The 24442-nt window shown below is 73.3% G+C and carries 21 protein-coding genes; 10 read left to right on the forward strand and 11 right to left on the reverse strand.

The window, feature by feature from the left end; genetic code table 11:
- The first annotated feature begins 38 nt into the window (after positions 1 to 38).
- A complete protein-coding gene (locus tag ACFWZ2_RS23610) occupies positions 39 to 923 on the forward strand; it encodes a MurR/RpiR family transcriptional regulator (RefSeq protein ID WP_384548684.1) in 885 nt (294 codons plus the stop codon).
- A gap of 74 nt (positions 924 to 997) precedes the next feature.
- Here the strand turns inward: ACFWZ2_RS23610 and ACFWZ2_RS23615 are convergent, their stop codons facing one another.
- Entirely contained in the window at positions 998 to 1540 is a 543-nt protein-coding gene (locus tag ACFWZ2_RS23615; protein WP_384548724.1) for a helix-turn-helix domain-containing protein, read from the reverse strand.
- Between the two features lie 113 nt (positions 1541 to 1653).
- On the opposite strand from ACFWZ2_RS23615, the gene ACFWZ2_RS23620 reads away from it, so the two are divergent.
- Together ACFWZ2_RS23620 and ACFWZ2_RS23625 are read left to right on the forward strand one after the other, a co-directional pair.
- Complete coding sequence (locus tag ACFWZ2_RS23620; protein WP_384548686.1) at positions 1654 to 2424, forward strand: AzlC family ABC transporter permease; 771 nt, start codon at positions 1654 to 1656, stop codon at positions 2422 to 2424.
- Positions 2421 to 2735 (forward strand): AzlD domain-containing protein, encoded by a 315-nt coding sequence (locus ACFWZ2_RS23625; protein WP_384548688.1) that lies wholly within the window; start codon positions 2421 to 2423, stop codon positions 2733 to 2735. Before ACFWZ2_RS23620 ends, ACFWZ2_RS23625 begins: the two co-directional genes overlap by 4 nt.
- Here ACFWZ2_RS23625 and ACFWZ2_RS23630 read toward each other — a convergent pair.
- The gene (locus ACFWZ2_RS23630) at positions 2701 to 4638 is read right to left on the reverse strand and encodes an AMP-dependent synthetase/ligase (RefSeq protein WP_384548690.1); all 1938 of its coding nucleotides are present in this window, start codon (positions 4636 to 4638) and stop codon (positions 2701 to 2703) included. The genes ACFWZ2_RS23625 and ACFWZ2_RS23630 overlap by 35 nt on opposite strands.
- 87 nt (positions 4639 to 4725) lie before the next feature.
- Between ACFWZ2_RS23630 and ACFWZ2_RS23635 the strand changes: the two genes are divergently transcribed.
- Positions 4726 to 5793, forward strand: a complete 1068-nt coding sequence (locus tag ACFWZ2_RS23635) for an AraC family transcriptional regulator (RefSeq protein ID WP_384548692.1) — start codon at positions 4726 to 4728, stop codon at positions 5791 to 5793.
- Here the strand turns inward: ACFWZ2_RS23635 and ACFWZ2_RS23640 are convergent.
- Positions 5724 to 9008 carry a tetratricopeptide repeat protein gene (locus ACFWZ2_RS23640; protein ID WP_384548694.1) on the reverse strand — a complete coding sequence of 1095 codons (3285 nt, stop codon included), beginning with the start codon at positions 9006 to 9008 and terminating at the stop codon, positions 5724 to 5726. The genes ACFWZ2_RS23635 and ACFWZ2_RS23640 overlap by 70 nt on opposite strands.
- A 53-nt stretch (positions 9009 to 9061) precedes the next feature.
- Complete coding sequence (locus ACFWZ2_RS23645; RefSeq protein WP_384548696.1) at positions 9062 to 9556, reverse strand: hypothetical protein; 495 nt, start codon at positions 9554 to 9556, stop codon at positions 9062 to 9064.
- A 187-nt stretch (positions 9557 to 9743) separates the two neighbouring features.
- Between ACFWZ2_RS23645 and ACFWZ2_RS23650 the strand changes: the two genes are divergently transcribed.
- The gene (locus ACFWZ2_RS23650; RefSeq protein ID WP_384548698.1) at positions 9744 to 10928 is read left to right on the forward strand and encodes a lipase family protein; all 1185 of its coding nucleotides are present in this window, start codon (positions 9744 to 9746) and stop codon (positions 10926 to 10928) included.
- A 37-nt stretch (positions 10929 to 10965) separates the two neighbouring features.
- On the opposite strand, the gene ACFWZ2_RS23655 is transcribed toward ACFWZ2_RS23650, so the two are convergent.
- A complete protein-coding gene (locus ACFWZ2_RS23655; protein WP_384548700.1) occupies positions 10966 to 12879 on the reverse strand; it encodes a zinc-dependent metalloprotease family protein in 1914 nt (637 codons plus the stop codon).
- Positions 12880 to 13164: 285 nt separating this feature from the next.
- Here ACFWZ2_RS23655 and ACFWZ2_RS23660 point away from each other — a divergent pair, with 285 nt between their 5' ends.
- Positions 13165 to 13308, forward strand: a complete 144-nt coding sequence (locus tag ACFWZ2_RS23660) for a hypothetical protein (protein ID WP_384548702.1) — start codon at positions 13165 to 13167, stop codon at positions 13306 to 13308.
- On the forward strand, positions 13305 to 14345 hold the full coding sequence (locus ACFWZ2_RS23665) for a molybdopterin-dependent oxidoreductase (RefSeq protein WP_384548704.1): 1041 nt from the start codon (positions 13305 to 13307) through the stop codon (positions 14343 to 14345). The genes ACFWZ2_RS23660 and ACFWZ2_RS23665 overlap by 4 nt, the downstream gene beginning before the upstream one ends.
- Before the next feature lie 23 nt (positions 14346 to 14368).
- On the opposite strand, the gene cynS is transcribed toward ACFWZ2_RS23665, so the two are convergent.
- Both cynS and ACFWZ2_RS23675 read right to left on the reverse strand, forming a co-directional pair.
- The gene (gene cynS / locus ACFWZ2_RS23670; protein WP_384548705.1) at positions 14369 to 14842 is read right to left on the reverse strand and encodes a cyanase; all 474 of its coding nucleotides are present in this window, start codon (positions 14840 to 14842) and stop codon (positions 14369 to 14371) included.
- A 55-nt stretch (positions 14843 to 14897) separates the two neighbouring features.
- Positions 14898 to 15500 (reverse strand): carbonic anhydrase, encoded by a 603-nt coding sequence (locus ACFWZ2_RS23675; protein WP_384548707.1) that lies wholly within the window; start codon positions 15498 to 15500, stop codon positions 14898 to 14900.
- Positions 15501 to 15639: 139 nt separating this feature from the next.
- Here ACFWZ2_RS23675 and cynR point away from each other — a divergent pair, with 139 nt between their 5' ends.
- Positions 15640 to 16530, forward strand: a complete 891-nt coding sequence (cynR, locus tag ACFWZ2_RS23680; protein WP_384548709.1) for a transcriptional regulator CynR — start codon at positions 15640 to 15642, stop codon at positions 16528 to 16530.
- Here cynR and ACFWZ2_RS23685 read toward each other — a convergent pair.
- Together ACFWZ2_RS23685 and ACFWZ2_RS23690 are read right to left on the reverse strand one after the other, a co-directional pair.
- A complete protein-coding gene (locus ACFWZ2_RS23685) occupies positions 16499 to 17161 on the reverse strand; it encodes a hypothetical protein (protein ID WP_384548711.1) in 663 nt (220 codons plus the stop codon). The two genes, cynR and ACFWZ2_RS23685, sit on opposite strands and share 32 nt — an antisense overlap.
- A gap of 112 nt (positions 17162 to 17273) precedes the next feature.
- The gene (locus ACFWZ2_RS23690; RefSeq protein ID WP_384548713.1) at positions 17274 to 18671 is read right to left on the reverse strand and encodes an MFS transporter; all 1398 of its coding nucleotides are present in this window, start codon (positions 18669 to 18671) and stop codon (positions 17274 to 17276) included.
- Between the two features lie 322 nt (positions 18672 to 18993).
- On the opposite strand from ACFWZ2_RS23690, the gene ACFWZ2_RS23695 reads away from it, so the two are divergent.
- On the forward strand, positions 18994 to 19887 hold the full coding sequence (locus ACFWZ2_RS23695; RefSeq protein WP_384548715.1) for a helix-turn-helix transcriptional regulator: 894 nt from the start codon (positions 18994 to 18996) through the stop codon (positions 19885 to 19887).
- A 118-nt stretch (positions 19888 to 20005) separates the two neighbouring features.
- Here the strand turns inward: ACFWZ2_RS23695 and ACFWZ2_RS23700 are convergent, their stop codons facing one another.
- A complete protein-coding gene (locus ACFWZ2_RS23700; protein ID WP_384548716.1) occupies positions 20006 to 21547 on the reverse strand; it encodes an alpha/beta hydrolase in 1542 nt (513 codons plus the stop codon).
- A 127-nt stretch (positions 21548 to 21674) separates the two neighbouring features.
- The gene (locus tag ACFWZ2_RS23705; RefSeq protein ID WP_384548717.1) at positions 21675 to 22952 is read right to left on the reverse strand and encodes an acetyl-CoA C-acetyltransferase; all 1278 of its coding nucleotides are present in this window, start codon (positions 22950 to 22952) and stop codon (positions 21675 to 21677) included.
- A 72-nt stretch (positions 22953 to 23024) separates the two neighbouring features.
- Here ACFWZ2_RS23705 and ACFWZ2_RS23710 point away from each other — a divergent pair, with 72 nt between their 5' ends.
- Positions 23025 to 24338, forward strand: coding sequence for a 3-oxoacyl-ACP reductase (locus ACFWZ2_RS23710; protein ID WP_384548718.1), 1314 nt, complete (start codon positions 23025 to 23027; stop codon positions 24336 to 24338).
- Positions 24339 to 24442 lie beyond the last annotated feature (104 nt).

Here is a 24442-nt window from a genome sequence, read left to right on the forward strand (position 1 = left end):
GGAGAGTAACCGCCGTCACACGAGAGTCAATAGCCGTAATGGAAATTACAGAGGGCCTGGAGCGGCTGCGCTCCGCCGTGCGCGACCAGTGGGACACCCTGTCCGCGTCGGAGCGGGCGGTCGCCCAGTACCTGGCGAGCGCGCCGCCCGAGTCCCTGCTGTTCGCCAGCGCGCAGGAACTCGGCTCGGCGAGCGGCACCAGCAACGCCACGGTCGTGCGCGCCCTGCAGCGCCTCGGATACGCCGGACTGCCCGCGCTCAAGCGGGAGTTGGCGTCGGGATTCACCTCCGCGGTGGCGCCCGAGGTCCGCCTCCAGCAGCGCATCGCGCATGTCGGACGCGACCTCGGCGGCATCTGGGACGAGGTCTTCGACGAGGCGCAGGAACGCATCGAGCACGCCCGCAGGCTCACCCCCGACGACGCGCTGCGCACGGCCGTCGAGGCGCTCGCGGAGGCCGCCGAGATCCACTGCTACGGCGTGGCCGCCTCCGAACTCGCCGCCCGGCACCTGGCGTTGGCACTCGGCAGGATCGGCCGCCGCGCCCGGTACGCCGGCGCGACCGGCTTCGCGCTCGCCGACGCGCTGCTCGGCATCCGCCAGGGCGACGCGGTGGTCATCTTCCAGCCGGGGCGCGCACTGAGCGAGCTGTCCGTACTCATCGACCGGGCGCGCTCCGTGGGGGCGCGGGTCGTGCTCGTCACGGACGAGCTCGCCGAGCTGTACGGGGGGCAGGTGGACGCGGTGCTGACCGCGCCGCACACGCCGACCGGGATCACGACCGAGGCGCTCACCGCGTTGGTCGTCGCCGACGCGGTGCTGCTGGCGCTGACCGCGCTGGACGAGGCGCGGGCCGTTGACGCTTCGCATCAACTGACCGCGTTGCGGGAGCAGTTGCTGGCCTCACGGCCTCGGAAGGGGTGAGCTCGGGAGGTTCGTCCCTGCGGGCAAGTGGGGGCTGGTCGCGCAGTTCCCCGCGCCCCTTACGGGGCGCGGGCTCAGACGTGCTGCATGACCATCACGAACGTCGTGCCCGGCTCCAGGGCCTCGTAGGAGTGGGGGACGTCTCCGCGGTAGGACATGTAGTCGCCGGGGGACAGCTCCACCGCCTCCCCCCGCGGGCCCGCGAGCAGTCGCCCCGTACTGATGATCAGGTGCTCCACGGAGCCGGGGATGTGCGGGTCGGACTCGCGGGCGGGGCCGGGGTCCATCGCGCCGTGGTAGATGTCGCGGCGTACGCCGGTCGGGCCCGCGGAGAGCAGGGTGCCCGCGTAGGAGGAGTTCTCGGCGTGCATGGTCGGGCCCTCGCCCGCGCGGATCACGGTCACCGCGGGGGCGGGTGATTCCACGAGGACGCTGAACGGCACGCCTAGGGCGACGGCGAGGGACCACAGCGTCTCGATGCCGGGGTTGCCGGTGGCCGCCTCCAGCTGGGACAGCGTGGACTTCGCGATGCCGGCGCGTTTGGCCAGCTCGGAGAGGGAGATCCCGGCCTTGGTCCGCTCGCGGCGCAGTGCCGCCGCGACCCACTCGCGGGGCATGCGGGGCCCGTCAGTCGTCACGTCGTTCGCTCCTAGCTCTCCCCGTGCGTTCGCCATAGGGGACCGATCGTTCGGCTTGACGAACGCGCCCCGCTCCACCCATCCTACGACGCATGCGTTCGCCACACCGAACAGACAGCCCATCCTGCCGAACGGACGGGGAGCCGGAACCCGGTCTCGTCCGCATCGCCCACCTGCCACCCGGCGTGCTGCGCGACATCGCCCTCGTCTGGCTCGCCGACGCCGTCGTCGGCGTCTCCTTCGGCGCGATCGCCGTCGCGGGCGGGCTCCCCCTGTGGGTTCCCGTGCTCATGTCGCTGCTCGTGTACGCGGGCTCCGCCCAGTTCAGCGCGGTCGGCATCCTCACCGCGGGCGGCGGCCCGGTGGCCGCAGCCGCGACCGGTCTGCTGCTCAACTCCCGTACGGCGGCGTTCAGTCTGGCCCTCGCCGACGACCTCGGCCGCTCCTGGGCGGCGCGGCTGATCGGCGCGCACCTCATCACGGACGAGACGGCCGCGTTCGTGCTCGCCCAGAACGGGCGCAGGCAGCGCAGGGCCGCCTTCTGGATATCCGGGATCGGCCTGTTCGCGGCGTGGAACCTCAGCGTGCTCGCGGGCGCGCTCGCCGGGTCCGCGCTGGGCGACACGGACCGGTTCGGCCTCGACGCGGCGTTCCCCGCGGTGCTGCTCGCCCTGGTGCTTCCCGCGCTGCGCGCCGACAGCGCGGCACGGCGGGCCTCGGCGGCCGGTGCGGTGATCGCGGTCGTGGCGGCGCCGCTGCTGCCCGCGGGCGTTCCCGTGCTGCTCGCCCTGCTCGGTCTGCTCGTGGCGCGCCGCGGGCCCCGCCGACCCCGCCGTACCGCCGCCTCCGGGAGTGCCGCATGAACGCCACGCTCGCCTGTGTCCTCGCCCTCGCCGCGGGCACCTATGCCTTCCGTCTGGCCGGGCCCGTGCTGCACGGGCGCGTCGAACTTCCCGTCCGGGTCCAGGAGTTGCTGACCGTGGGCGCCACCGTCCTGCTCGTCGCGCTGCTCGCCACGGGGGCGCTCACCGAGGGGCAGGGGTTCGCCGGATGGGCCAGGCCCGCCGGGGTGCTCGTCGGCGGGGTGCTGGCCTGGCGCAGGGCGCCGTTCGCGGTGGTCGTGGTGGGCGCGGCGGCGGCTACGGCGCTGCTGCGTCTCGCGGGGGTCGGGTAGCCGGGTCGGGGCCCTGCGCGTAGAGGGCCTCCACCACGTCCGCGTACCGCTCCGTCACCGCCTTCCTGCGCACCTTCAGGCTCGGCGTGAGCAGCCCGTCCGCCACCGTGAAGTCCTCGTCGAGCACCGCGAATTCACGGATCCTCGCGGGGCGCGAGACGGTGGCGTTGACGGCGTCCACGGCCTCCTGGACCAGGGCCCGCACACGCGGATCGCGGGACGGCGGCCCGGCCGTCAGGGGCACGCCCTCCCGCGCGGCCCATCCCGTGACCTCCTCGTCGTCCAGCGTGATGAGCGCCACCGGGTAGGGGCGCCGGTCCCCGACCAGCACCGCGCGGGACACGAACCGCGAGTTCTGCAGGGCGAGTTCGCTCAGCGACGGCGTCAGGTTCTTGCCCGCCGACGTGATGATGAGGTCCTTCTTGCGGCCGGTGATCGAGAGGAAGCCGTCCTCGTCGAGCGCCCCCAGGTCGCCGGTGTGCAGCCAGCCGTCGGCGTCGACGGTGTCGCGGGTGGCCGCGGGGTTGTTGTGGTAGCCGGGGAAGACCATGGCGCCCCGGGCGAGCACCTCCCCGTCGTCCGCGATCCGCAGCTCGACGCCGTCGATGGGCCGGCCGACCGTGCCGTACCGCACGGCCCCGGGGTGGTTGAGGGTGAGGACCCCGGCCGACTCCGTCATCCCGTACCCCTCGAAGACCGCGATGCCGCAGGCCCGCAGGAAGTCCACGGTGTCGGGGGCGATGGGCGCGCCGCCGGTCAGCGCCCACCGGACGCGGCCGCCGAGCGCCTGCCTGACCAGGCCGTAGAGGGCCTTGTCGGCGGCCTCGTACGCGTCCTGGAGCTCGGGCGGCAGCACACCGTCGGCGGCCAGCACCCCGATCCGGACGGCCTCGTCGAACCGTTCCCTGCCGCCCTCCTGCGCCTCGGCGAGGGACAGCACGACGGACCGCACCTTCTCGAAAAGCCGGGGCACGGACGGCAGATGGGTGGGCCGCGCCTCGGCGAGTTCGGCGACGACGTCCTCGACGCGCCCGCCGTAGAACGTGAGCACACCGCCCTCGATGAGCGCCGTGAACTCGATGAGCTGGGCGAGGAGATGGGCGAGCGGCAGATAGAGATACGTCGAGTCGCCGGGCCCGCCGTCGATGAGCGGCAGAGTGGCGCGCTGCACGGCGAGCAGATTCCCGTGGGTGAGCAGACAGCCCTTGGGGAGGCCGGTGGTGCCGGAGGTGTAGATGATGGTGGCCAGGTCGCCGGGGCGACGCGCTGCGGCCCGCGCCAACAGGTCTTCTTCGGAGGGGAGTTCAGCCCGCGCCAACAGGTCTTCCTCGGAGCCGAGTTCGGCCCGCGCCAACAGGTCTTCTTCAGGGCCGAGTTCGGCCCGCCCCTCCCCCCTGACGTCCCCGGAGCCCGCGAAGTCCATGAGGACCACCTGCCGCACCCCCGGCAGCCGCCCCCGCAGCCGCTCGACCTTCGCCGCCTGCGCGGTGTCCTCGCAGATCACCACCGACGCGCCGGAGTCCGACAGGACCCACGCGACCTCCTCGTCGCCCGCCGTCGGATAGACGGGGACCACGACCGCGCCCGCCGCGAGGATGCCGAAGTGCGTGCGGGTCCATTCCGGGCGGGTCTCGGCGAGGATCGCCACACGGTCGTCCGGGCGGACGCCGAGCGCGATCAGGGCGCGGCCCACGCGGTGCGCGGCGTCCCGCAGTCCGGTGTACGAGAGTTCGGACCACGCCGCGTCGCCGCCGCCCGCCTCTCGCCTCCCCCCGCCGCGGAACCGCAGCGCGGGCAGCCCGCCGTGCCGGGCGGCCGCCCACTGCGCCAACAGGGCGAGGTTCGGGGGCAGTTCGGGCGGCTGCGGCGGCCCCTGCGGGCCGCCCATGGGCGTCTCCTGCATGCGTACGACGCTAGGGAGCGCGCCGGGCCGCCGGGATGACGGGAAACGTCAGCACCGCTGACCGGGGCGCTCAGCTAACGTCGTGACATGGCCAGGCGGACGATCACCGTGCACCATGTGCGGGCCGTGCTGCGCGGCGCCGAGCGGCGCGGCGTGGACACCGTGCCGCTGCTGCGGGGCGCGGAGATCCCGCCGCTGCTCCTCGGCGACGACAGGGCCCGGGTCACGGCCCCGCAATTCACCCGGCTCTTCCGGGAGTTGTACCGGGCGACGCAGGACGAGTTCCTCGGCCTCGGCTCCGCGGTCAGCAGGCCGGGGACCTTCGCGATGATGTGCCAGGCGTCCCTCGGCTGCCGTGACCTCGATGCCGCGGTGCGCCGCGGCGTCACCTTCTACGGCCTGTTCCCCGGCGGCCCCGACCTCGTCCTGGAACGCGGCGCCGACGAGGCGGTGTTCGGCGTCCGCAACGACCTCGAACGGGACTACTTCCTCGCCGAGTGCCTCGTCATCATCTGGCACCGCCTGTGCAGCTGGCTGATCGGCCGCCGCATCCCGCTGCGCTGGGCGGAGTTCGGGCATCCGCCGCCCCCGCACAAGGACGAGTACGAGCTGCTCTTCGGCTGCCCGGTGCGGTTCGGCGCCGAGCGGACCGGCGCCGGGTTCGAGCCGCACTGGCTGGACGCGCCGCTGATCAGGGACGAGGCGGCGCTCGACGAGATGCTGCGCCGCGCGCCCTTCGAACTGCTCACCCGGCGCGAGTACGGCACGACCGTCGCCGAGCAGGTGGGGCGGCTGCTCGCCGGTGCCCTGCGAGTCTCGCCCCGCCTCCCCTCGCTCGGCGAGATCGCGGCGCGGCTCGCCGTGAGCCCGGCGACGCTGCGCCGCCGCCTGGCCCAGGAGGCCACGTCGTACCAGCAGTTGAAGGACGTGGTGCGGCGTGACGCGGCCATCGCGGGCCTGGTGGAGGGCCGGGAGCCGATCGCCGTGCTCGCGGCACGGCTCGGTTTCTCCGAGGACACGGCCTTCCACCGGGCGTTCCGACGCTGGACGGGCACGACCCCCGGCGCGTACCGGACCGAGGGGCCCTACGACTCCTCGCCGCGCGGCGGTGTGTCCGGCAGTGGTGGGATTCCGTCCGATGGCGCGTCCGGCTGAGCCCGGCCGTCCTGCGGGGCCGACGGCGGGACCGAGTCCACGGGTGCGTCCGCGTCCGCCGGGGGTGTTCCGGCCCTCGCGTCCTCGATCCGCACGCCGTTGACCACGCCCGCGCCGCCGTTCACCAGCGACTCGCCCTCCAGCTTGCCGAGCCGCCTGCTGATGCGGCCGAGCGCGATCAGCACGGTGATCAGCGAGGTGGGCGTGCCCTCGATGCGCCGGGTGTACCGCACGGCGTCCTCGTACGAGCTGTGCGCCTCCTCCAGGAGGTCCTGTGCCTCGTAGGCGTCGCCGATGTCCTTGAGGACGGTGGCGTACCAGCCGGGGTCGGCCTCGCCGTCGATCAGGGTGAGCACGGTCCGATAGGCGGCGACGCTCTCCTCGTACGCGCCCTCGATGCCGAGGTTGCCCAACTCCTCGTAGGTGAGGCCCACGTTGTGCAGGACGGCGCCCCGCCGCTCCACGTCCGTGATGCTGGAGGCCAGCGCGACGAGCCGTTCGAGGACGTCCCGCGCCTCGACCGGTTCGCCCATCGAGACCAGGGTGTTGGCCAGCGCGGTCATCGTGGTGGCGAGGTCGCTCGGGTTGTCGGCGCGCCGCTTGTACGAGACGGCCTGCCGGAAGTGCTCGACGGCCTCCTTGAGGTCGCGGGCGTCGCGGTAGGTGTCCGCGATGTCGTGCAGGATGACGCCGTAGACGCCCGGCGAATCCTCGGGGTTGGTCAGGTCGCGGGCCTCGTGGAAGCAGGCGAGCGCCTGCTCGAACCAGGCGGGTCGCGGCTGGCTTGTCTCGTCCGGCATGGCGGTTCTCCGTTCGGCGTCGGGTGTCGGGGGCCTTCGGTGGTCGCTCCGTGCTCCGTCTTCGCGCGCCCGCTCCCTGCTCTCGTGCAGGAACTGCCGGCCCCGCCTGATCAGTGCGGCCGCCAGATAGGCAGCACCGGACGCCGTCTCGGTGTGGTGCGGGCCGAACAGGCGTCGCAGGTCGTCGTACTGCTGCCGGTAGGCGAGGACGGCACCCGCCTCGTCGCCGACGTACTGCCAGCCGTACGCGAGGTTCCTGCGCATCGCGAGGGCCTCGATGTGGTCGGGTCCGAGCACCCGGTCCACGTCGACCATGAGCGTTTCGAGGGTCAGGAGCGAGGCCCGCCCGTCGCCCGACTCCCGCAGCCAGTAGGCGAGTTCGCCGCGGGTGCCGAGCGTCTCCGTGTGGTCGGGCCCGAGCACCCGTTCGCGGTCGGCGAGGAGTTCCTCGTACGCGGCCACGGCGCCCGGCGCGTCGCCCGCCTGCCCCCGGTAGCGGGCCAGGTTGTGGCGGGCCCGGAACGGCTCGGGGTGGTCGCGGCCGAGGACGCGCTCACGGTCGGCGACGAGCTGTTCGAGGGCGGCGATGGCTCCCGCCGTGTCGCCCGCCTCGCCCCACCACAGCGCGAGGAAGCCGCGGGCGCTGAGCGTCTCCGGCTGGTCGTCGCCCACCTCGCGCTGCAGGTCGACGAGGAGCCGCTCGAAGTCCGCGAGGGCACCGGACACGTTCCCGATGAGCCCGCGCGAGTGGGCGACCTCGTGGCGGGCCCGCAGCGTGGCGATGTCGTCGGGCCCGCAGGTCCGTTCGTAGTCGTCGAGCACCGCGAGCAGCCCCACGAGCGACTCCCCCGGGTGCCCCGTCATCGCCCACAGGTCGGCCAGGTGCAGCCGGGCCTCCAGGGTGTCGCGGTGGTCGGGCCCCAGACGCTCGGCGGCCTGTTCGGCGAGGGCCTGGAAGTGGTCCTTGGCGTCGCCGTACCGGCCTGCCGCCGTCAGGCTGCTGCCGGTCACGAAGAGCACGTTGTGGGCCCGCTCGCCCCACAGGACGGGCTCGGCGACGCGGCGCAGGGCGTCGGCGTTGGCGCGCAGGGCACCGCTCAGCGCGGTGTCGCGTTCCACCTCGGGCCAGGCGAGCACGAGGGCGTCGGCGGCCAGGTCGGCGGCCTCTTCGAGGCGGTCGCGCTTGAGGGACTCGCGGATGCTGCGCTGGACGAGCTGGTGGACGCGGACGGCCTGGTGGGGGACGCCGGGCGTGTAGTCGATCAGGTGCATGCGGTGCAGGGCGCGCAGGGCGTCGACGGCGTCCTCCTCGTCCACGGAGTCGCCCACGGAGCCATCCGCGGGGCCGACCACGGAGCCGACCGCGGAGCCGCGGCCGTCCACAGGGCTGTGCACGGAGCCGGCCGCGGCGGCCCCGGCCGTCCCCGGCTCCTCGTCGAGGAGCCTGCGGTGCCCGGCGAGATAGGAGCGTGCGGCCTCTCCGGTGAGGACCGCCGCGGGGATGCCGCTGGGATCGAGCAGGGCGATGAGTTCGAACATGGGCGACGCGAGGCCCCGCGGCCGCATCCGGTCGGCGCGGTCCAGGGACAGCGACCAGGTCGCGGCCACGCTGACGCTCTGTGTGTCGGGCAGCATGCCGCGGTCGGGCACGAGACGGTCGAGCGCCCGGGTGCGGCCGGAGAGCAGCGCGCGGTACTCGGCGCAGCTCAAGTCGGTCTCCAGGAGGTAGGCGGCGGCCTGCGAGAGGGCCAGCGGGAGATCCCCGAGGTCCCCCGCGAGGAGGGCGACGCACGCGTCATGGTCGTCCTCGCGCGGCGCCGCGCAGCCGGGTCCGCGGCGCGCCCCCGCGAGCACCTGCGTGAGGTATGCGACGGACTCCTCCCTGGCGAACAGGCCGACGTCGATGCAGTTGTGCCCGTGCCCGGTCAGCACGGCGTCGCGGCGCCGCGTGGTCACCAGGGTCCTGCCGTGCGGCCCGGCGGGCGGCCACAGGCCGATGTGCGGCACGGCCGGGTCGGCGAGCAGGTCGACGGGGTCGGCCAGGTCGTCGAGCACCACCATCCAGCCGGGCCCCCGCTCCCCGTCGGCGCCGGGTCCGCGCGGCTGCAGCCAGGCGAGGAACTGGGCGGCGGCCTGCTCGGAGTCGGCGTGCACGATGCCGAGGACCTCCTCGGCGGCCTGCGCGTACGCGTCGACGACGGCCTTGCGCTTCACCGCGGTGATCCACAGCAGCAGGTCGATCTCCTGGTGGTGCAGCAGGTCGCGGGCGTACCGGGCGGCGAGCTGGGTCTTGCCGACGCCGCCGGTGCCCGCGAGCACCTGGCCGAGCACGGCGGTGCCGCCGCCGGCCATCTCGCGGGCGAGGCGCCGGCCCTCGCCCCTGTCCTGGAAGCAGTGCGCCTCCTGGGGCAGCACTCCGACGATGTGCGGGCTGCGCCGCGTGAGCGGCCTGGGGCCCGCCGGTCCGCTCAGCCCTCGGTCGGATCCGGCGCCGAAGGGCGGTCTAGGCCCAGGTTTCCGTACATCTTGTCGATGTTGACCGGGCTGCCGTAGTTCACGACGTACTCGGCGGCCTGCGCGCCGGGCCCGGTCGCGGACGCCTGGACGACATGGGGCGCGTCCTTGGCGATGATCTGCCGCAACTCCCCGACCAGATGGCGCAGTTCGTCGCCCAGTTCCTGGCGCACGGTGTCGTCCAGGTCGTCGAGGGCGATCTCGAAGCGGGTGCGCCAGGAGATCCGTTCGTCGTCCCGCAGCCGCCTGCCGAGCTCGCCGTCCGCGCCCGTTAGGGTCGCGTCCGTACGGTCGAGGCGGGCCAGTTCGGCCCGTTCGCGCGCCGCGTCGCCGCGCCCGAACCACCGGGCGACGGCCGCCCGGACGCCCGCCCAGGCATCCGTGCCCGCGGCCTGCACGACGGCTGTTCCCCCCGCTGCCGCCAGCGCTGTCATGGCGTCGTCGAGCATCGCCACACCCCCACTCGCTCCAGAGCCCGCGGCTCCCCCTCAGTGAACGTAGCGCCGGGTGGCCCGCCTGGATACCTGCGAGCAGGGGTCAACGAAGGTGAGCGTCCCGGTCAGCCCCTGACTTACTCATGGGTCACTACGGTCGTCGGCGAAACGCACTGCCCCATACGACAGTTGGGAGAGCCGCATGCACACCCGCACCGGCTGCAGAGCACTGGCCGTGGCCGTCGCGCTCGGCCTTTCGGCCATCACCCCGCTCGCCGCGGCACACGCCGACCCGGGCACGGGCGCCGCCGCGGGGACCGGCGAGAACCTGTCCCCCGGCGACATAGTGAGCTCCGAGCCGAGCAGCTTCCACCCCCTGCCGGGCCAGCCGACGAACACCAAGGCGTGGAAGGTCGACTACCGCTCGACCACGGCGAAGGGCGAGCCGAACACCGTCTCCGGCACGGTCATCGTGCCGCAGGACGGCAGGAAGGGGCCGCGCCCCCTCATCACGTACGCCGTGGGGACCGTCGGCGTCGGCGACCACTGCGCGCCCAGCGCGGGCTTCCCCAAGGGCACCACCATGGAGGCCAACCTCATCCAGCAACTCACCCTGCGCGGCTGGGCGGTGGCCGTCACCGACTACGAGGGGCTCGGCACGCCCGGCGACCACACCTACACGGTGGGCCGCGCCGAGGGCCAGGCCATGCTGGACGTCGCCCGCGCCGCGATCCGGCTGCCGGACGCGGGCCTCGGCGAGGACACCCCGGTCGGCATCATGGGCTACTCGCAGGGCGGCCAGGCCTCCTCGTGGGCGGCCGAACTCCACGACTCGTACGCCCCCGACCTCGATGTCAAGGGCACGGCGACCGGCGGTGTCCCCGGCGACCTGGAGAAGGTCGCCGCCTTCAACGACGGTTCGTACGGCTCGGGCCTGATCTTCATGGCGGCCATCGGGCAGAACGCGGCGTTCCCCGAGCTGAAGCTCGACTCCTACCTGAACCCGGTGGGCAGGACGCTCGTCGGCGCCATGAAGAACACCTGCGTGGCGGACGGCGCGGTGCTCGGCTCCTTCAAGACGATCGCGTCGATGACCACGAAGAACCCCCTGGACCAGCCCGACTGGCAGCAGCGCCTGCGGGAGTCCCGGGTCGGCACGCACAAGCCCGACGCGCCGGTCTACCTCTACCACGCGCTCGCCGACGAGCTCATTCCGTACGGCGTGGGCAAGGAGGTCCGTGCGGACTGGTGCGCGAAGGGGGCGAATGTGGAGTGGCACACCGTACCGGTGGGTGAGCATGTGAGTGGGGTGATCACGCAGTCGCCGTTCGCGGCGGAGTGGCTGGCGGATCGCTTCGCGGGGAAGTCGGTGCGGGGGAACTGCTGAGCGTTACGGGGCGCCCCGAGCAGGGGCGCCCCTCGCCTCACTTCGCGTACCAGGTCGTGACCTTCTTGCTCTTCGCGTTCCACGTCAGTGAGCCGCCCTGGAACCACTGGCGTACGTCACCGGCCGGGTTGATCCTTTTCTCGCCCGACCTCGGGTAGCCGAGCCTGCCGCGTTCCCAGCCGGTCTTCTGCCAGGCGGCGCGGAAGGCGCCCCAGACGGGGTGCATGCCGGTTTTCGGCGAGTAGTAGAGGGATCCGCCCTGGAAGTGCTGGAAGCCGCCGCCGTTCGGCAGGGCGCGGCGGTCGCCGGTGGGGCACTTCAACCGGCCCTTGACGCCGCCCAGTTGGGTCCATTTCTTGAGGAACCCGCCGGTCGGCAGCTTCGCGCAGCCTGCCTTGAACCGGGCGACGAGACGGTGCCCGGCGTTCATGGCGAGCGACATGTCCCGCCCCTTGTTGGAGTGCGGCTTGCCGTCCAGGGTCCAGCCCTCGAAGGTGTATCCGGCGGCGGGGTAGGCCCGTACGACGACGCGCGTACCGCTCTTGTAGGGGCCCCAGACGAAGGCGCGCGTGGTGCCGCCTGCCGTCGGGGACGCGGCGAGGGTCAGGGTGTGGCGGGGGCGGGGCGTGGCCGGGGTGCGGTAGTCGCCGACCAGGTAGGCGGTCTGCTTGAGCACCCGGGTCTGGTCGTTGTCCTTGTCGCCGAGCGGCTGGCCCGCGTAGCGGTTGCCGCGGTTGGCGTACTGGTTGATCTGGTCGCACCACTTCTTGCCCGCCGCGCAGTTCCATTCGTACGCCATCACCGTGGAGTACTTCTGGTCGGGCGTGATCCAGCCGGTGTTGTACGGGTACGTCGAACTCGGCTCGCCCCGGCCGTACTTGTCGTGACGGAGCGTCCAACGGTCGTGGTCGAGCCCGAGGTTGTGGCCGATCTCGTGGCTGACGCCGTCGGTGAAGATGGCCTCCAGGCCCTCGACGGCGAAGGCCTGGTCCGCCGTGCCGGGGCCCGGCGCGTCGGGGCGGTGGGCGATGCCGCTGCCTCCGTTGTCGGCGAGGACGAGGACGGTGTCCGCGGCGTGGCGTGTGCGCAGGGCGGCCGCCGTGGCGCCGATGTTCTTGTCCGCGGGGTCGGAGACGAGGTCGAGCATGGCGCCCGCGTCGGACTCGGCGCGGGCGTTCTTGAAGCCGGTGACCTCCTGGACGTGCACGACGTCGATGCTCGCCATGACCCCGCTGTCCGACAGGGCGCGGTTCATCCGGGTCTCGATGGAGGACGCCGTCGCCTGCAGACTCCGGAAGGAGCGGTCGCCGCGGGCCTTGGCCGCCTCCTTGGGCGTGAACAGGAGGAGTACGTCGATGACGGCGGGCCGGGACCTGTCGGGTTTGCCGCGCCCGCTCGGCGCGTCGGGCTCGGCCGTCTCCCCGGACTCCACGGTGTCGTCGTCGGTGTCCCTGGGCAGCTTCGACAGGTCCCACTCCTCGAAGACGGCGGTGCTCGGCCTGCCCTCGGCGGGATGCACGGCGTACGCGCCGCGGGCCCCGAGGTCGGCGAACCCTTCGAGGACGATGGGCTTTCCGCTGTCGTTCCCTGCGCATGCGTTGCTGACCTGGACGTTCACCTGGTTGTCGGGGTGCCCGACCTCGTGCCCCGACCAGGAGATGGTGCCCTGGCCGTCGTCCATCGAGTGGTCCTCGACGATCTTGGCGGTCACGTCGTACGGGAAGAAGGTCAGCGTCGGCTGCGGCGGCGGCCCGGCGTCGGGGCGGTCGCAGAGATAGGAGAAGTGTTCGCGGCGCAGATCCACGGTGGCGGTGCGGACCACCCAGGGGTCGGATCCGGGTTCGGGCCCGCGCGGGGGCGCGGCGGCGGCCGGGGCGGCCAGGCCCACGGTGACGAGCAGCGCGGTCACGGCGGCGCGGGTGGTCCGTGGCAGGCGTCTTGGGCGGGACATCGGGAGGGGCCCTCCTCGGGGTCCGGGGTCGGCGGGTGTACCCGAACCACATGCGAGGGCGGGGGCCGCGGGGCGGCAGCGGCTCGCGGGGGCGGGGGGCGGATTCACCTGGCTGCCGGGCGTCGCCCCGGAGGGGCTGCCGGGCGTCGCCCCTGAGGAGGTGCCGGGCCTCGCCCCGGAGGAGGTGCCGGGCCTCGTCCCGGGAAAAGGACTGGGCGGCTCCGCCCCGGCCCTCATAGGATCTTGAGGTTCGCAGGACTTGGAGACCGGGGGGAACTACTCGTCATGCTCATTGCGCCGACCGCACTGTCCCTTGCCATGCTGACCCTGTTCGTCCTGGCGATGAAGGCGTCCGACACGATGCCGCAGCGCCGCACGGCGGACCCGGGAAAGGAACCGGAGGGACCCGGAAGGGGAGCCGCCCGATGACCGCACCGTCCACACGGCCCGCACCGTCCACAGGGCCCGCACCGTCCGCCGGGACGTCGAAGCCCGCCGCCCCGCTCACGCCGCCGCCCGAGGACCCCTCGACGGCGGACCCCGCGCCGGGCCCCGACTTCATCACCCCGGTGGACAACGTCTTCGTACGCACGCACATGGGCGTGCCCGAGGTCGACGCGGACAGCTGGACCCTGACGGTGGAGGGCCTGGTCGAGCGGCCGCTCCGCCTCGACCTGCCCGCGGTCCTCGCGCTGCCCGCCGAGCAGCTCACGGCGGTGCACGAGTGCTTCGGCAGCCCGTTCCGCCCCGACACCCCGACGCGTGCGGTGGCCAACGTGGAGTGGACGGGCGTGCCCCTCGCCGCGCTCCTGGACCGCGCGATGCCGCTCGCCGGGGCCCGGCACGTGCGCTTCGAGGGCGCGGACACCGGCTCCTTCCAGGGCGAGGACGGTCTCTCGTACGTGAAGGACCTGCCCCTGGCCACGGCGCACCGCGACGTGTTCCTGGCGCACGGCATGAACGGCGAGCCGCTGCGGCCCCGGCACGGGCATCCGCTGCGCGCCGTCGTCCCGCGGATGTTCGGCACCAACTCGGTGAAGTGGCTGACCCGGATCGTCCTCACCGACACCCGCCCCGAGCACATGTTCACCACGAGGTTCTACACGCGCGTGCTCCCGGGCCACGACACCCCGCAGCCGGTCCGCGAGATCGACGTCGGCAGCAAGCTGCTCTCCCCCGCGCCCGGCACCGAACTCGCCCCGGGCACCCAGGTGTTCAGGGGCCGCGCCTGGAGCAGCACGGAGGTCGTCTCGGTCGAGCTGTCCGTCGACGGCGGCCCGTGGGAAGAGGCCCATCTCGACGTGCTCGGCGCCGAACCGGCCTGGCAGGGCTTCCACCTGATGCGGCCCCTGCCGCCGGGCCCGCACACGGTCCGCTCGCGGGCGAAGGACCGTGCGGGCCGGGTGCAGCCGCCGCCGGGCGCCCGCAACTCGGTGCACGAGGTGGCGTTCACGGTCACGGGCTGACCGGCCCGGCGGCGTACGGACCGTCAGAAGGGCTTGGTCGGCAGGTACTTGCCGTCCAGCGTGATGACGGCGCGCTCGCCGCCCTCGGGGTCGGCGACCTTCTTCACGTCGAGGCGGAAGTTGATGGCGCTGATGATGCCGTCGCCGAACTCCTCGTGGACCAGGGCCTTCAGGGTGGTGCCGTAGACCTGGAGCATCTCGTAGAAGCGGTAGATCGTCGGGTCGGTCGGGATGCCGCCGTCGATGGAGCCGCGGGTCGGGATGGTCCGGAGCAGCATCGCCGCGTCCGCGTCCAGACCGAGCAGCTCGGCGACGGCGTCGGCCGCGTCGTCCGGCAGGGCGTGCTGGCCGAGCACGGCGGCGGTGACGAACGCGACCGAGAGGCCGCCGGTCGCGTCGGCGATCTGCTGCCAGGACAGGTCCTTGCGGGTCTTGGCGTCGACGGCGGCGACGGCGAGGGCCTGACGGGCGGTGGGGTCGAACTGGGCGTGCGGCATGGGGATGGTCCCTTTCGTGTTCGTGTATGTGTACGTGTACGTGAATGGGGTGGATCTACTGGTGAACAGGCGTACGCGCGACGGGGCTTGAGACATCGACGTCCGTTGGGACATCGACGTCCGTCACCGAGCCGGTGGGGATGTCGAAGACCCAGCCGCGCAAGGTGAGCGTCCGCGCCGCGAGGGCGCGGGCCACCGCGGGGTGGGTGGCCAGATTGGCCAGCTGGGCGGCGACGTTGGCGCGGACCAGGGCGGCCACGTCACGCGTCGGCACGGCGTCCACGTGCCGCAGCCAGTCGGCGACGGCGGGCAGCGCGCCCAGGTCGTGCCCCTCGGCCAGCGCGGTCATCGCCCCGCAGCCGGAGTGCCCGCAGACCACGACGTCGCCGACGCCGAGGACCGCGACGGCGTACTCGACGCTCGCGGCGACCCCGTCGGCGCCGGGGGCGTACGGGGGCACGACGTTCCCCGCGGTGCGGATGACGAACAGCTCGCCCGGCTCGCGCTGAGTGATCAGCTCCGGCACGACGCGGGCGTCGGAGCAGCTGATGAACAGCGTGCCCGGCCGGTGCGTGGTCGCCAGGCGGGCGAACAGGTCCGCCTTGCCGGGGAAGACGTCGCGCTGGAACCGGGCGACGCCCTCGCTGAGGTCGTGCATGGTCACTCCCTTCGGTGGCGGCCGGTCCGCCGGGGTCCCCCTGCGGAGGCGGCCTGCGATCCACCATGCATGACCTGCACCTATAGCGTCCAAGACGCAGTACGGATGACTCCTATCGATGCCATCTATAGTTCCTGGTATGGCACCGGAACTCCGTCATCTGCGCTATCTGCTCGCCGTCGCCGAGCACGCCGGCTTCACCCCCGCCGCCGACGAGCTGCACGTCTCGCAGCCGACCCTGTCGCAGCAGGTCAAACAGCTCGAACGGGCCGTCGGCGCCCAGCTGTTGGACCGCACGGGCCGCACCGTCCGCCTCACCGACGCCGGTACGGCCTACGCCCACCACGCCCGCCGCGCCCTCCAGGAGCTGACCGCCGCCGAGCGGGCCCTGGGCGAGGTGGCCGACCTGTCGCGCGGGACGCTCCGCCTGGCGACGACACCGACGTTCACCGCCTACCTGGTCGGGCCGCTCGCCGCCCGCCTCCACGAGCGGCACCCGGGGATCACCCTCGACGTCAGGGAGAAGTCCCAGGACGACATCGAGAGCGCCCTGCTCGCCGACGAACTGGACCTGGGCATCGCCTTCGACGGACCCCGCCCGCACCGCACCGGCATCACCGGCACCGACCTGTTCACCGAGACGCTCGGCCTCGTCGTCGGCGACGCCCACCCCCACGCGGGCCGCGCACGCCCGCTGCCGGTCCGCGAACTCGCCGACTGCCCGCTCGCCCTGCTCAGCCCCGGCTTCGCCACCCGCGACCACATCGACGCCCACTTCGCGAGGCATCGCGTCCAGCCGCGCATCGCCGTCCAGGCGGACTCGATCAACGCCCTGACGGAGATCGTCCGGCGCACCCCGCTCGCCACGGTCCTGCCCGACGCCCTGACCCGCGACCACCCGTATCTGCACCCCGTGCCGCTGGCCCCCGCGCTGCCCGCCCGCACCGTCACGCTGCTGCGCCGCGAGGACGCCTACGAGACGGCCGCGGCCCGCGCGTTCACCGAACTGGCCCGCGACTGGGCGCGCTGACCGTCTCGTACCAGCCCGTGGAAGGCGCCCCGTCGGACGGGTCGAACGACTGGTGCAGCCCGATGAGCGCGAGCACGAGACGCGGGTCCAGGCCCTCGCCCCGCACCTTGTACTCGTCGGCGATCCCTCGGAAGACGAGGCGCCCCCGGCGTGAGCCGTCGCGCCAGATGACCCTGCGGGGCGCGCCGAACCCGTCGTCGCCGTCGCCGAGGAGCGAGAGGACCGCCCACACCACGCTGAGCGGAAGACCGAGCGGCCACCACACCGCCCACCACAGCAGGCGGCCCCGGTACCCGCCGAGCGCAGGACCCCCGACCGGCTCCACGGTCCACCGCGCCCTGCCGAACCTGCCCGGACGGCCGCGCCGGAACGTGACCCGGCCGAGCGGAGCGCCCCGGCCGTCGTCGACGCGGTAGACGGCGGGCCGCTCGCCGCCGCGCGGGCCCAGTTCCTGCTCGGTCGTCACCCGGGCCAGCGGCTCCGCGCCGTCGTCCGGCATGACGTGAAAGGCGCGCAGCGACCGGCCCTGCTCCCGCGCGGGCGCGTCACCGTCCCGGACCAGCCGCCCCACCACGTCCGCCGACCGGCCGCCCCCGGCCACCACGGCCGGCGGGAAATGCGCGTATCGCACTCTGTACGTAACTGTCCCCCGTGCCATGCGCCCCGCCCCTCTCGTCACTTCCGTACAAGGCCGTCACTCTCGCACGAACGTCCGCACCCGCACCCGCAATTCCGCTCCCGGCTCAGCCGCGCGGCAGCAGCCACGCCGCGAGCGCCGTGGTGACGCACAGGACGAGCCCCGTGACGAGGAGACCCATGTGCATGCCCGCGAGCGAGAAACCGGAGCCGCCGCCCGCGAGGAGCGCGCCGAACAGCGCCACGGACATCGCACCGCCCGTCTGGCGAAGGGAGTTGAGGAGCCCCGACGCCGTGCCCGCGCGTTCCCCCGGCACGCTGTCCATGAGCTGCGCGGTGAGCGCGGGGACCGCGAAGGCACCGCCCATGCCGGTCGGGATCAGCAGCACGAGGACGAGCCAGAGCGGGGTTTGGGCGCCCAGCGGAAGCAGCGCGAACATCGCGAGGGCGAGCACGGCCTGCCCGATGACGATCACAGGACGCCGCCCGAACCGCTCGGCGGCCCGCGGCGACACGAGGTTCGTGCCGGTGATGAACGCGGCGAGCGGCACGAACATCAGCCCCGCCTCGACACCCGACATGCCCCGCAACTGCTGGTAGTACAGGCCGAGAAGGAACGTCACCCCGTAGAAGCCCGCGTTCACGGCGAACCCGACCGCCAGCGCCACCGCGACCTGCCGCTGCCGCAGCAGCTCCAGCGGCACCATCGGCGCGCGGTGCCGCCGCTCCACGGCGACGAAGGCGAGCCCGGCGAGGACCGCACCGCCGAACGCGGCGAGCACCGGCGCGCTCGTCCACCCCAGGTGCCCGCCCTCGATGACCGCGAACGCGAGCCCGGCCAGGGCGAGTACGGCCGTCACCTGACCGCCGAGGTCGAGCGGTGCGGGCCTGCGGGGCGAGACGGCGGTACGGGCGAGCAGCGCCAGGATCACCGCGCCCACCGGCAGGTTGAGCAGGAACACGGCACGCCACCCGGCGGTCTCGGTGAGCACACCGCCCAGCACGGGCCCCACCGCCACGGCCGCCGAACCCCCCACCGTCCACAGCGCGATGGCCCGCGCCCGGCGACGCGGATCGTCGTACGCCTGCCGGATCAGCGCCAGCGACGCGGGCATCACGATGGCCGCGGCCCCGCCCTGCGCGACGCGCGCCGCGATCAGCGCCCCGATCCCCGGCGCGAGCGCGCACGCCAGCGAGGCCGCGGTGAACAGCCCCACACCCCACGCATACGCCCGCCGCGCCCCCGCCCGGTCGGCCAGCGCCCCCGCGGAGAGCATCAGCGCCGCGAACATCAACGTGTAGGCATCCACGACCCATTGCAGCCCCGCCATGCCCCCGTGCAGCGAATCCCGGATGTCGGGCAGCGCGATGTTCACGGCGGTGACGTCGATGGTGATGACGGTGAACCCGAGAAGGGCGGCGGTGAGGGCGACGGCGGAGGAGCGGGGTGGGCGGGGGGTGGCTTCGCGGGGAAGGGTGGGTGATTCGAGAACGGGAACGGCCATGAGGGGCTCCTGGATCGACGCTTCGGCGCAGAGGTACGGGCGGGCGGGTGGGTGGGAAAGGCCCCAGAGGTACGGGCGGGCGGGCGGGAAAGGCCCCTACGGGCGGATGAGGTGCGGCCAAACAAGGTGCGGGCGGAAAGGACCACCGCAGCCGCGGCCCGGCGACAACGCACCCCCTGGGCCACGGCGACCCCGCCGCCCGCAACAACACCCACTCTCCGCCCAGGCCCCACGAAGTGGCAGGCCGCGCTTCACCGGGGTCCCCCGTTCCAGGCCCTGACACAGCCCCCCACGCCGATCACCCACGAGCGACAATGGACAGATGACCGAAAGCACAACGAGCGCGGCCACCGGAACCGGAACCGGGACCGGCACCGGAACCGCCACCGGCACGGAACTCGGCAGATACCTCCGCGCCCGCCGCGCCCGCGTCACCCCCGCCGAGGCGGGCCTCCCCACCGGCACGGGCCTGCGCCGCACCCCGGGCCTGCGCCGCGAGGAGCTGGCCACGCTCGCCGGTGTGAGCGTCGACTACTACACGCGCCTGGAACGCGGCCGCGAGACGAACCCGTCGCCCGCCGTCATCGACGCGCTGGCCCGCGCCCTGCGCCTGACGGGCGACGCCCACGACCGCCTGCACGACCTGGCGGAGCTGGCATCGGGCCGCCTCACCGAGCCGCACCCCACGGCGGACCACACGGTCCGCGATTCGACCCAGCGCATGCTGGACGCGCTGAGCCCGCTGCCCGCGTACGTGGTGAGCAGGCACAGCTACATGCTGGCCGCCAACGCCGCGGGCAAGCAGCTGCTGCCGGGCCTGTGGGACTGGCCCGCCGAGCAGCGCAACGTGACGCGCTATCTCTTCCTGCACCCCGTCGGCCGGGTGCTCTACCAGCCGTGGGAGGAGACCGTCGCGACGTCGGTGGCCCATCTGCGCGCGGTCGGCGGCACCGACACCGACTCGCCCCAGCTGACCACACTGGTGGGTGAACTCCTCCTGAAGTCGCCGGACTTCGCCCGCATCTGGGAGCGGTACGACGTGCGCGAGCGCGGCGGCGGCACGAAGACGTTCGCGCATCCGAAGGTCGGCACGATGACCCTCACGTACGAGGTGATGCAGCTGGCGAGGACGGGCGGCCAGCGCATGGTGGTGTACCAGGCCAAGCCGGACACGGCCGACGAGAAGGCGATGCTGGACCTGGCCCCGCAGGGCTGAGCGACCTTGTGGACGTTCGACGCGGTTCAGGTGTGCCCCGAAGGGGCGCGGGGAACTGCGCGACCAGCCACGACGCACCCGCAGGTGTGGACCGTACTTCCCGCGGAGCGATCAGCGCTCACTCCGCCGCGCAGGAACTCCCGCTCTTCGGCGTCTCCCCGTACAGCAGGAACCCGTCGACCTTGTCCTGTACGCACTTGGAGCCCAGGTAACCGGTGTGCCCGTCCCCCTTGTTGTCCAGGACGACGGCCTGCGACCCGAGGCGCCTCGCGGTCTCCTCCGTCCACCGGTAGGGCGTGGCCGGGTCGCCGCGCGTGCCGACGAGCAGCAGCTTGGGCGTCTTCACGTCCCGTACGTCGTCACGGATGTACGTGGTCCCCGCGGGCCGGCCGAAGCACAGCAGCACCGGCATCAGCATCGACCTGCCGAAGACGGGCGACGCCTCCTCGAACTCCTCCTGGAGCCTGCCGACTTCCTTCTCGATGCGGGCGGCGTCGGGCCGGTCGGGGTCGTCGGCGCAGTTCACCGCCATGAGCGCGGCGGCCATGTTGTCGGCGGGCATGTCCTCGGCCCGCCCGGAGTGCCCGAGCCCGCCGCTCATCCGGATCAGCGCCCGCGGATCCCCGTCCGCGAGCAGCGCGCCGAGCGCCTGGGAGAGCGCGGGCCACGCCTGCCTGCTGTACAGGGCCTGGCTGAGCACGGCGACGACGTCCTGTCCGGTGAACTCGCCGCCGTCCGCGGACTGGAGGGGCATCTCGTCCATGTCCTTGATGAGCCGGACCATGCCCTGCCGGGCCGCCCGCGAGTCCGTGCCGAAGACGCAGCCCGCGTTCCCGGTGCACCAGGCGAGGAAGTTGTCGAGGGCGGTCTGGCGTCCCTCGGCGGTGGCGAGGGACTGTTCGGCGACGGGCTCGGTCAGCGTGTCGACGCCGTCGAGCACCATCCGCCCGACCTTCTTGGGGAATTGGGCGGCGTAGACGGCGCCGAGCCGCGTCCCGTACGAGAAGCCGAGGTAGTTGAGTTTCTTGTCGCCGAGCGCCTGCCGCATGACGTCCATGTCGCGGGAGACGTTGACCGTGCCGACGTGCGGCAGGACGGGACCCGACTCGGCGGCGCACTTGGCGGCGACCTTGCGCAACTCGGCGAGCACGGCGGCCGCGTCGCCGGATCCCTCATCGGCCGCTTCCGCGTCGTCCGCGGCGTCGCCGCAGCTGACGGGCTCGCTCTCGCCGACCCCGCGCGGGTCGAAGGAGACCACGTCGTACCCCTTGCTGAGGAAGCCGAACTCCTTCTGCGACTGGGCGAGCGAGGAGACGCCGGGGCCGCCGGGGCCGCCGAAGTTCAGGAGCAGGGAGCCGCGCGGCTTGCCGCTGGACCGCATCCGGATCATCGCCACGTCGACGGTGCCCGCCGACGGTTTCGCGTAGTCGAGCGGCACGGTCACCTGCCCGCACCGGACGTCCTTGGCACGGCCCGTGGCCTCCGCGGCGGACTCGGTCGCGCCCTTGCAGGCGGACCACTTGATCTTCTGCGTGTAGAAGCGCGACAGATCGGGCCGCGCGCCGCCCCCGTCGGCCGCGGCGACCGGGACGAGCCCCGGTACTCCCGCTCCCACGACGACCAGCACGGTGACGCCGGCGAGTGCACAAGCTCCGCGCACGGCAACCTCCCAGGGTGTGCCCCTCGGCTCACCCTAAGCGCCGGGCTCGGGGCCCGCCCGTTCAGCGCCCGGTCACCGTACGCACACACCGCTCACTCTCCGCGTACGACAAGTCGCCCGGAAGCCCTCAGTCCCGCTCCAGGATCGCCGTGACCCCCTGCCCGCCCGCCGCGCAGATGGAGATGAGACCGCGCCCCGGCCGCCCGCGCTCCGCGAGCAGCCGGGCCAGCGTCGCGACGATCCGCGCGCCCGTGGCCGCGAAGGGGTGCCCGGTGCCGAGCGAGGACCCCGCGACGTTGAGACGCTCCCTGGGCACGGTGCCGAGCCCCCGCTTCTCCCACGCGGCGAGCGTCGCGAGGACCTGCGAGGCGAACGCCTCGTGGACCTCCACGAAGTCGAAGTCGCCGAGTCCGAGCCCGGCCCGCTCCAGCATCCGGGGCACCGCGTGGGCGGGCGCCATGAGCAGCCCGTCCTCGCCGCCCGCGACATCACCGCGCACGAAGTCCACGGCGGCCGTCTCGCACGCGACCAGATGGGCGAGCGGTTCGAGGTGACGCCGCTCGGCCCACTCCTCGCTCGCGAGCAGCGCGACGGCGGCACCGTCCGTCAGCGGGGTCGAATTACCGGCCGTCATCGTGGGGTTGGGCCCGTCGAGGCCGAAGACCGGTTCGAGCCGGGCGAGTTTCTCCACCGTCGATCCCGGCCGCAGGTTCTGGTCCCTCGCGAGTCCGCGGAACGGTACGACGAGGTCGCCGAAGAACCCCCGCTCGTACGCCGCGGCGAGCCGCTGGTGACTCGCGGCGGCCAGCTCGTCCTGCGCCTCGCGCGTGATGCCCCACGCCCGCGCGGTCACGGCGGCGTGCTCGCCCATGGAAAGCCCCGTCCGCGGCTCGGCGTTGCGCGGGATGTCCGGCACGAGATGCCGGGGCCGCACCCGCCCGAGCGCGCGCAGCCGCCCGCCGAGGGTCTTGGCGCGCCGCGTGGCGAGCAGGATCCTGCGCAGCTCGTCGTTGACGCCGAGCGGCGCGTCGCTCGCGGTGTCGGCGCCGCCCGCGATACCGGATTCGAGCTGCCCGAGCATGACCTTGTTGGCGACGGCGACAACGGCCTGGAGCCCGGTGCCGCAGGCCTGTTGGAGGTCGTACGCGGGGGTGCGCGCGTCGAGCGTCGACCCGAGCACGACCTCCCTCGCGAGGTTGAAGTCCCGGCTGTGCTTGAGCACGGCCCCGGCAACCAATTCCCCTACGGCACCCTCTCCTTGGAGGGAGTAGCGCGCCGCGAGACCGTCGACGGCCGCGGTCAGCATGTCCTGGTTCGACGCGGTCGCGTACGGCCCGTCGGCGCGCGCGAAGGGGATGCGGCTGCCGCCGATGACGGCCACGCGTCGTACGGAAGGAAGGCTCATGTCTCGACCAGCTCCTGACCCTTGAGTAACCTTACTCAGAAGTAAATTTAGGACTCAGCTGGGAGTTGGACAATGGCCGACCGCTATCTGAACTTCACCGCCACCGCGCCCGGCCGCTTCCTCACCCGCCGCCTCGGCCTGCCCCAACCCGTCAAACTACGCCGCTGGTCACCCGAACACCCCCGCCTCGAAGGCGACTTGCTGCTCCTCACCACCGGCGGCTCCCGGCACACGGACGACCTCGTGGAACTCCTCACCGGCCTGGGCCACCCGCCCGCCACAACCTCCGCACACCCGGCGGCAGTTGTCCTCGACGCCACCGCGGTGGCCTGCGTCCCCGACCTCACCGAAGTGCACACCGCGCTGCACCCCGTCGTACGGTCCATCGCCGACAACGGCCGCGTGGTCGTACTCGGCACACCGCCCGACCCCGACGACCACCACCAGGCCGCGGCACAGCAGGCACTCGAAGGCTTCGTCCGCTCCCTCGCCAAGGAACTGGGCCGCGGCCGCACCGCCTCCCTCGTCCGCATACCCGGACCGGCCGCAACCGCCGCGTCCACCCTGCGGTTCCTCCTCTCCCCCAAGTCCGCGTACGTCACCGGCCAGGTGATCGAGACCGGCCCCGACGCCGCCGTACGCGACCCCGCCGACTGGAACCGCCCCCTCGCGGGCCGCACCGCACTCGTCACCGGCGCCGCCCGCGGCATCGGCGAGGCCGTCGCCGACGTCCTCGTCCGCGACGGCGCCCACGTGGTGCTCCTCGACGTACCGGCCGCCCAGCACGACCTGACCCGCGTCGCCGACCGGCTCGGCGGCACCGCACTGCCCCTCGACATCACCGCCGACGACGCGGTCGACCGCATCGTCGCCGCGCTGCCCACCGGCGGCCTCGACATCCTCGTCCACAACGCGGGCATCACCCGGGACCGCCGACTCGCCAACATGCCGCGCGACCGCTGGAACGCGGTGCTCGACGTGAACCTCGCCGCGGTCCTCACCACGACCGACACCCTCCTGCGGACCGGCGTACTCCGCCCCGGCGGCCGGATCGTCGCCACCTCCTCGATCGCCGGGATCGCGGGCAACGCGGGCCAGACCAACTACGCCGCCAGCAAAGCGGGCATCGCCGGACTCACCCGCTCCCTCGCGCCCCGCGCGCTCGCCGAACACGGCGTCACGATGAACGCGGTCGCCCCCGGCTTCATCGAGACGAAGATGACGGCGGCCGTCCCCCTCCTCATCCGCGAGGCCGGCCGCCGCATGAACTCCCTCGCCCAGGCGGGACTCCCCGTCGACGTCGCCGAAGCGACCTCCTGGCTGGCCACGGGGGGCGTGAACGCCCAACTCATCCGAATCTGCGGCCAAAGCCTCCTCGGCGCGTAGCCGCGGGGGGCGGCGCCCTGAACCCCACCCCTCCTCACGCCTCCGCTCGCGGCCCCCGGCGACGTGGGCTGTGCCCACCCTTCCCCAAGCTCTCGGCTTCGCTC

The organism is Streptomyces sp. NPDC059002, from assembly GCF_042740435.1.
GTDB lineage: Bacteria > Actinomycetota > Actinomycetes > Streptomycetales > Streptomycetaceae > Streptomyces.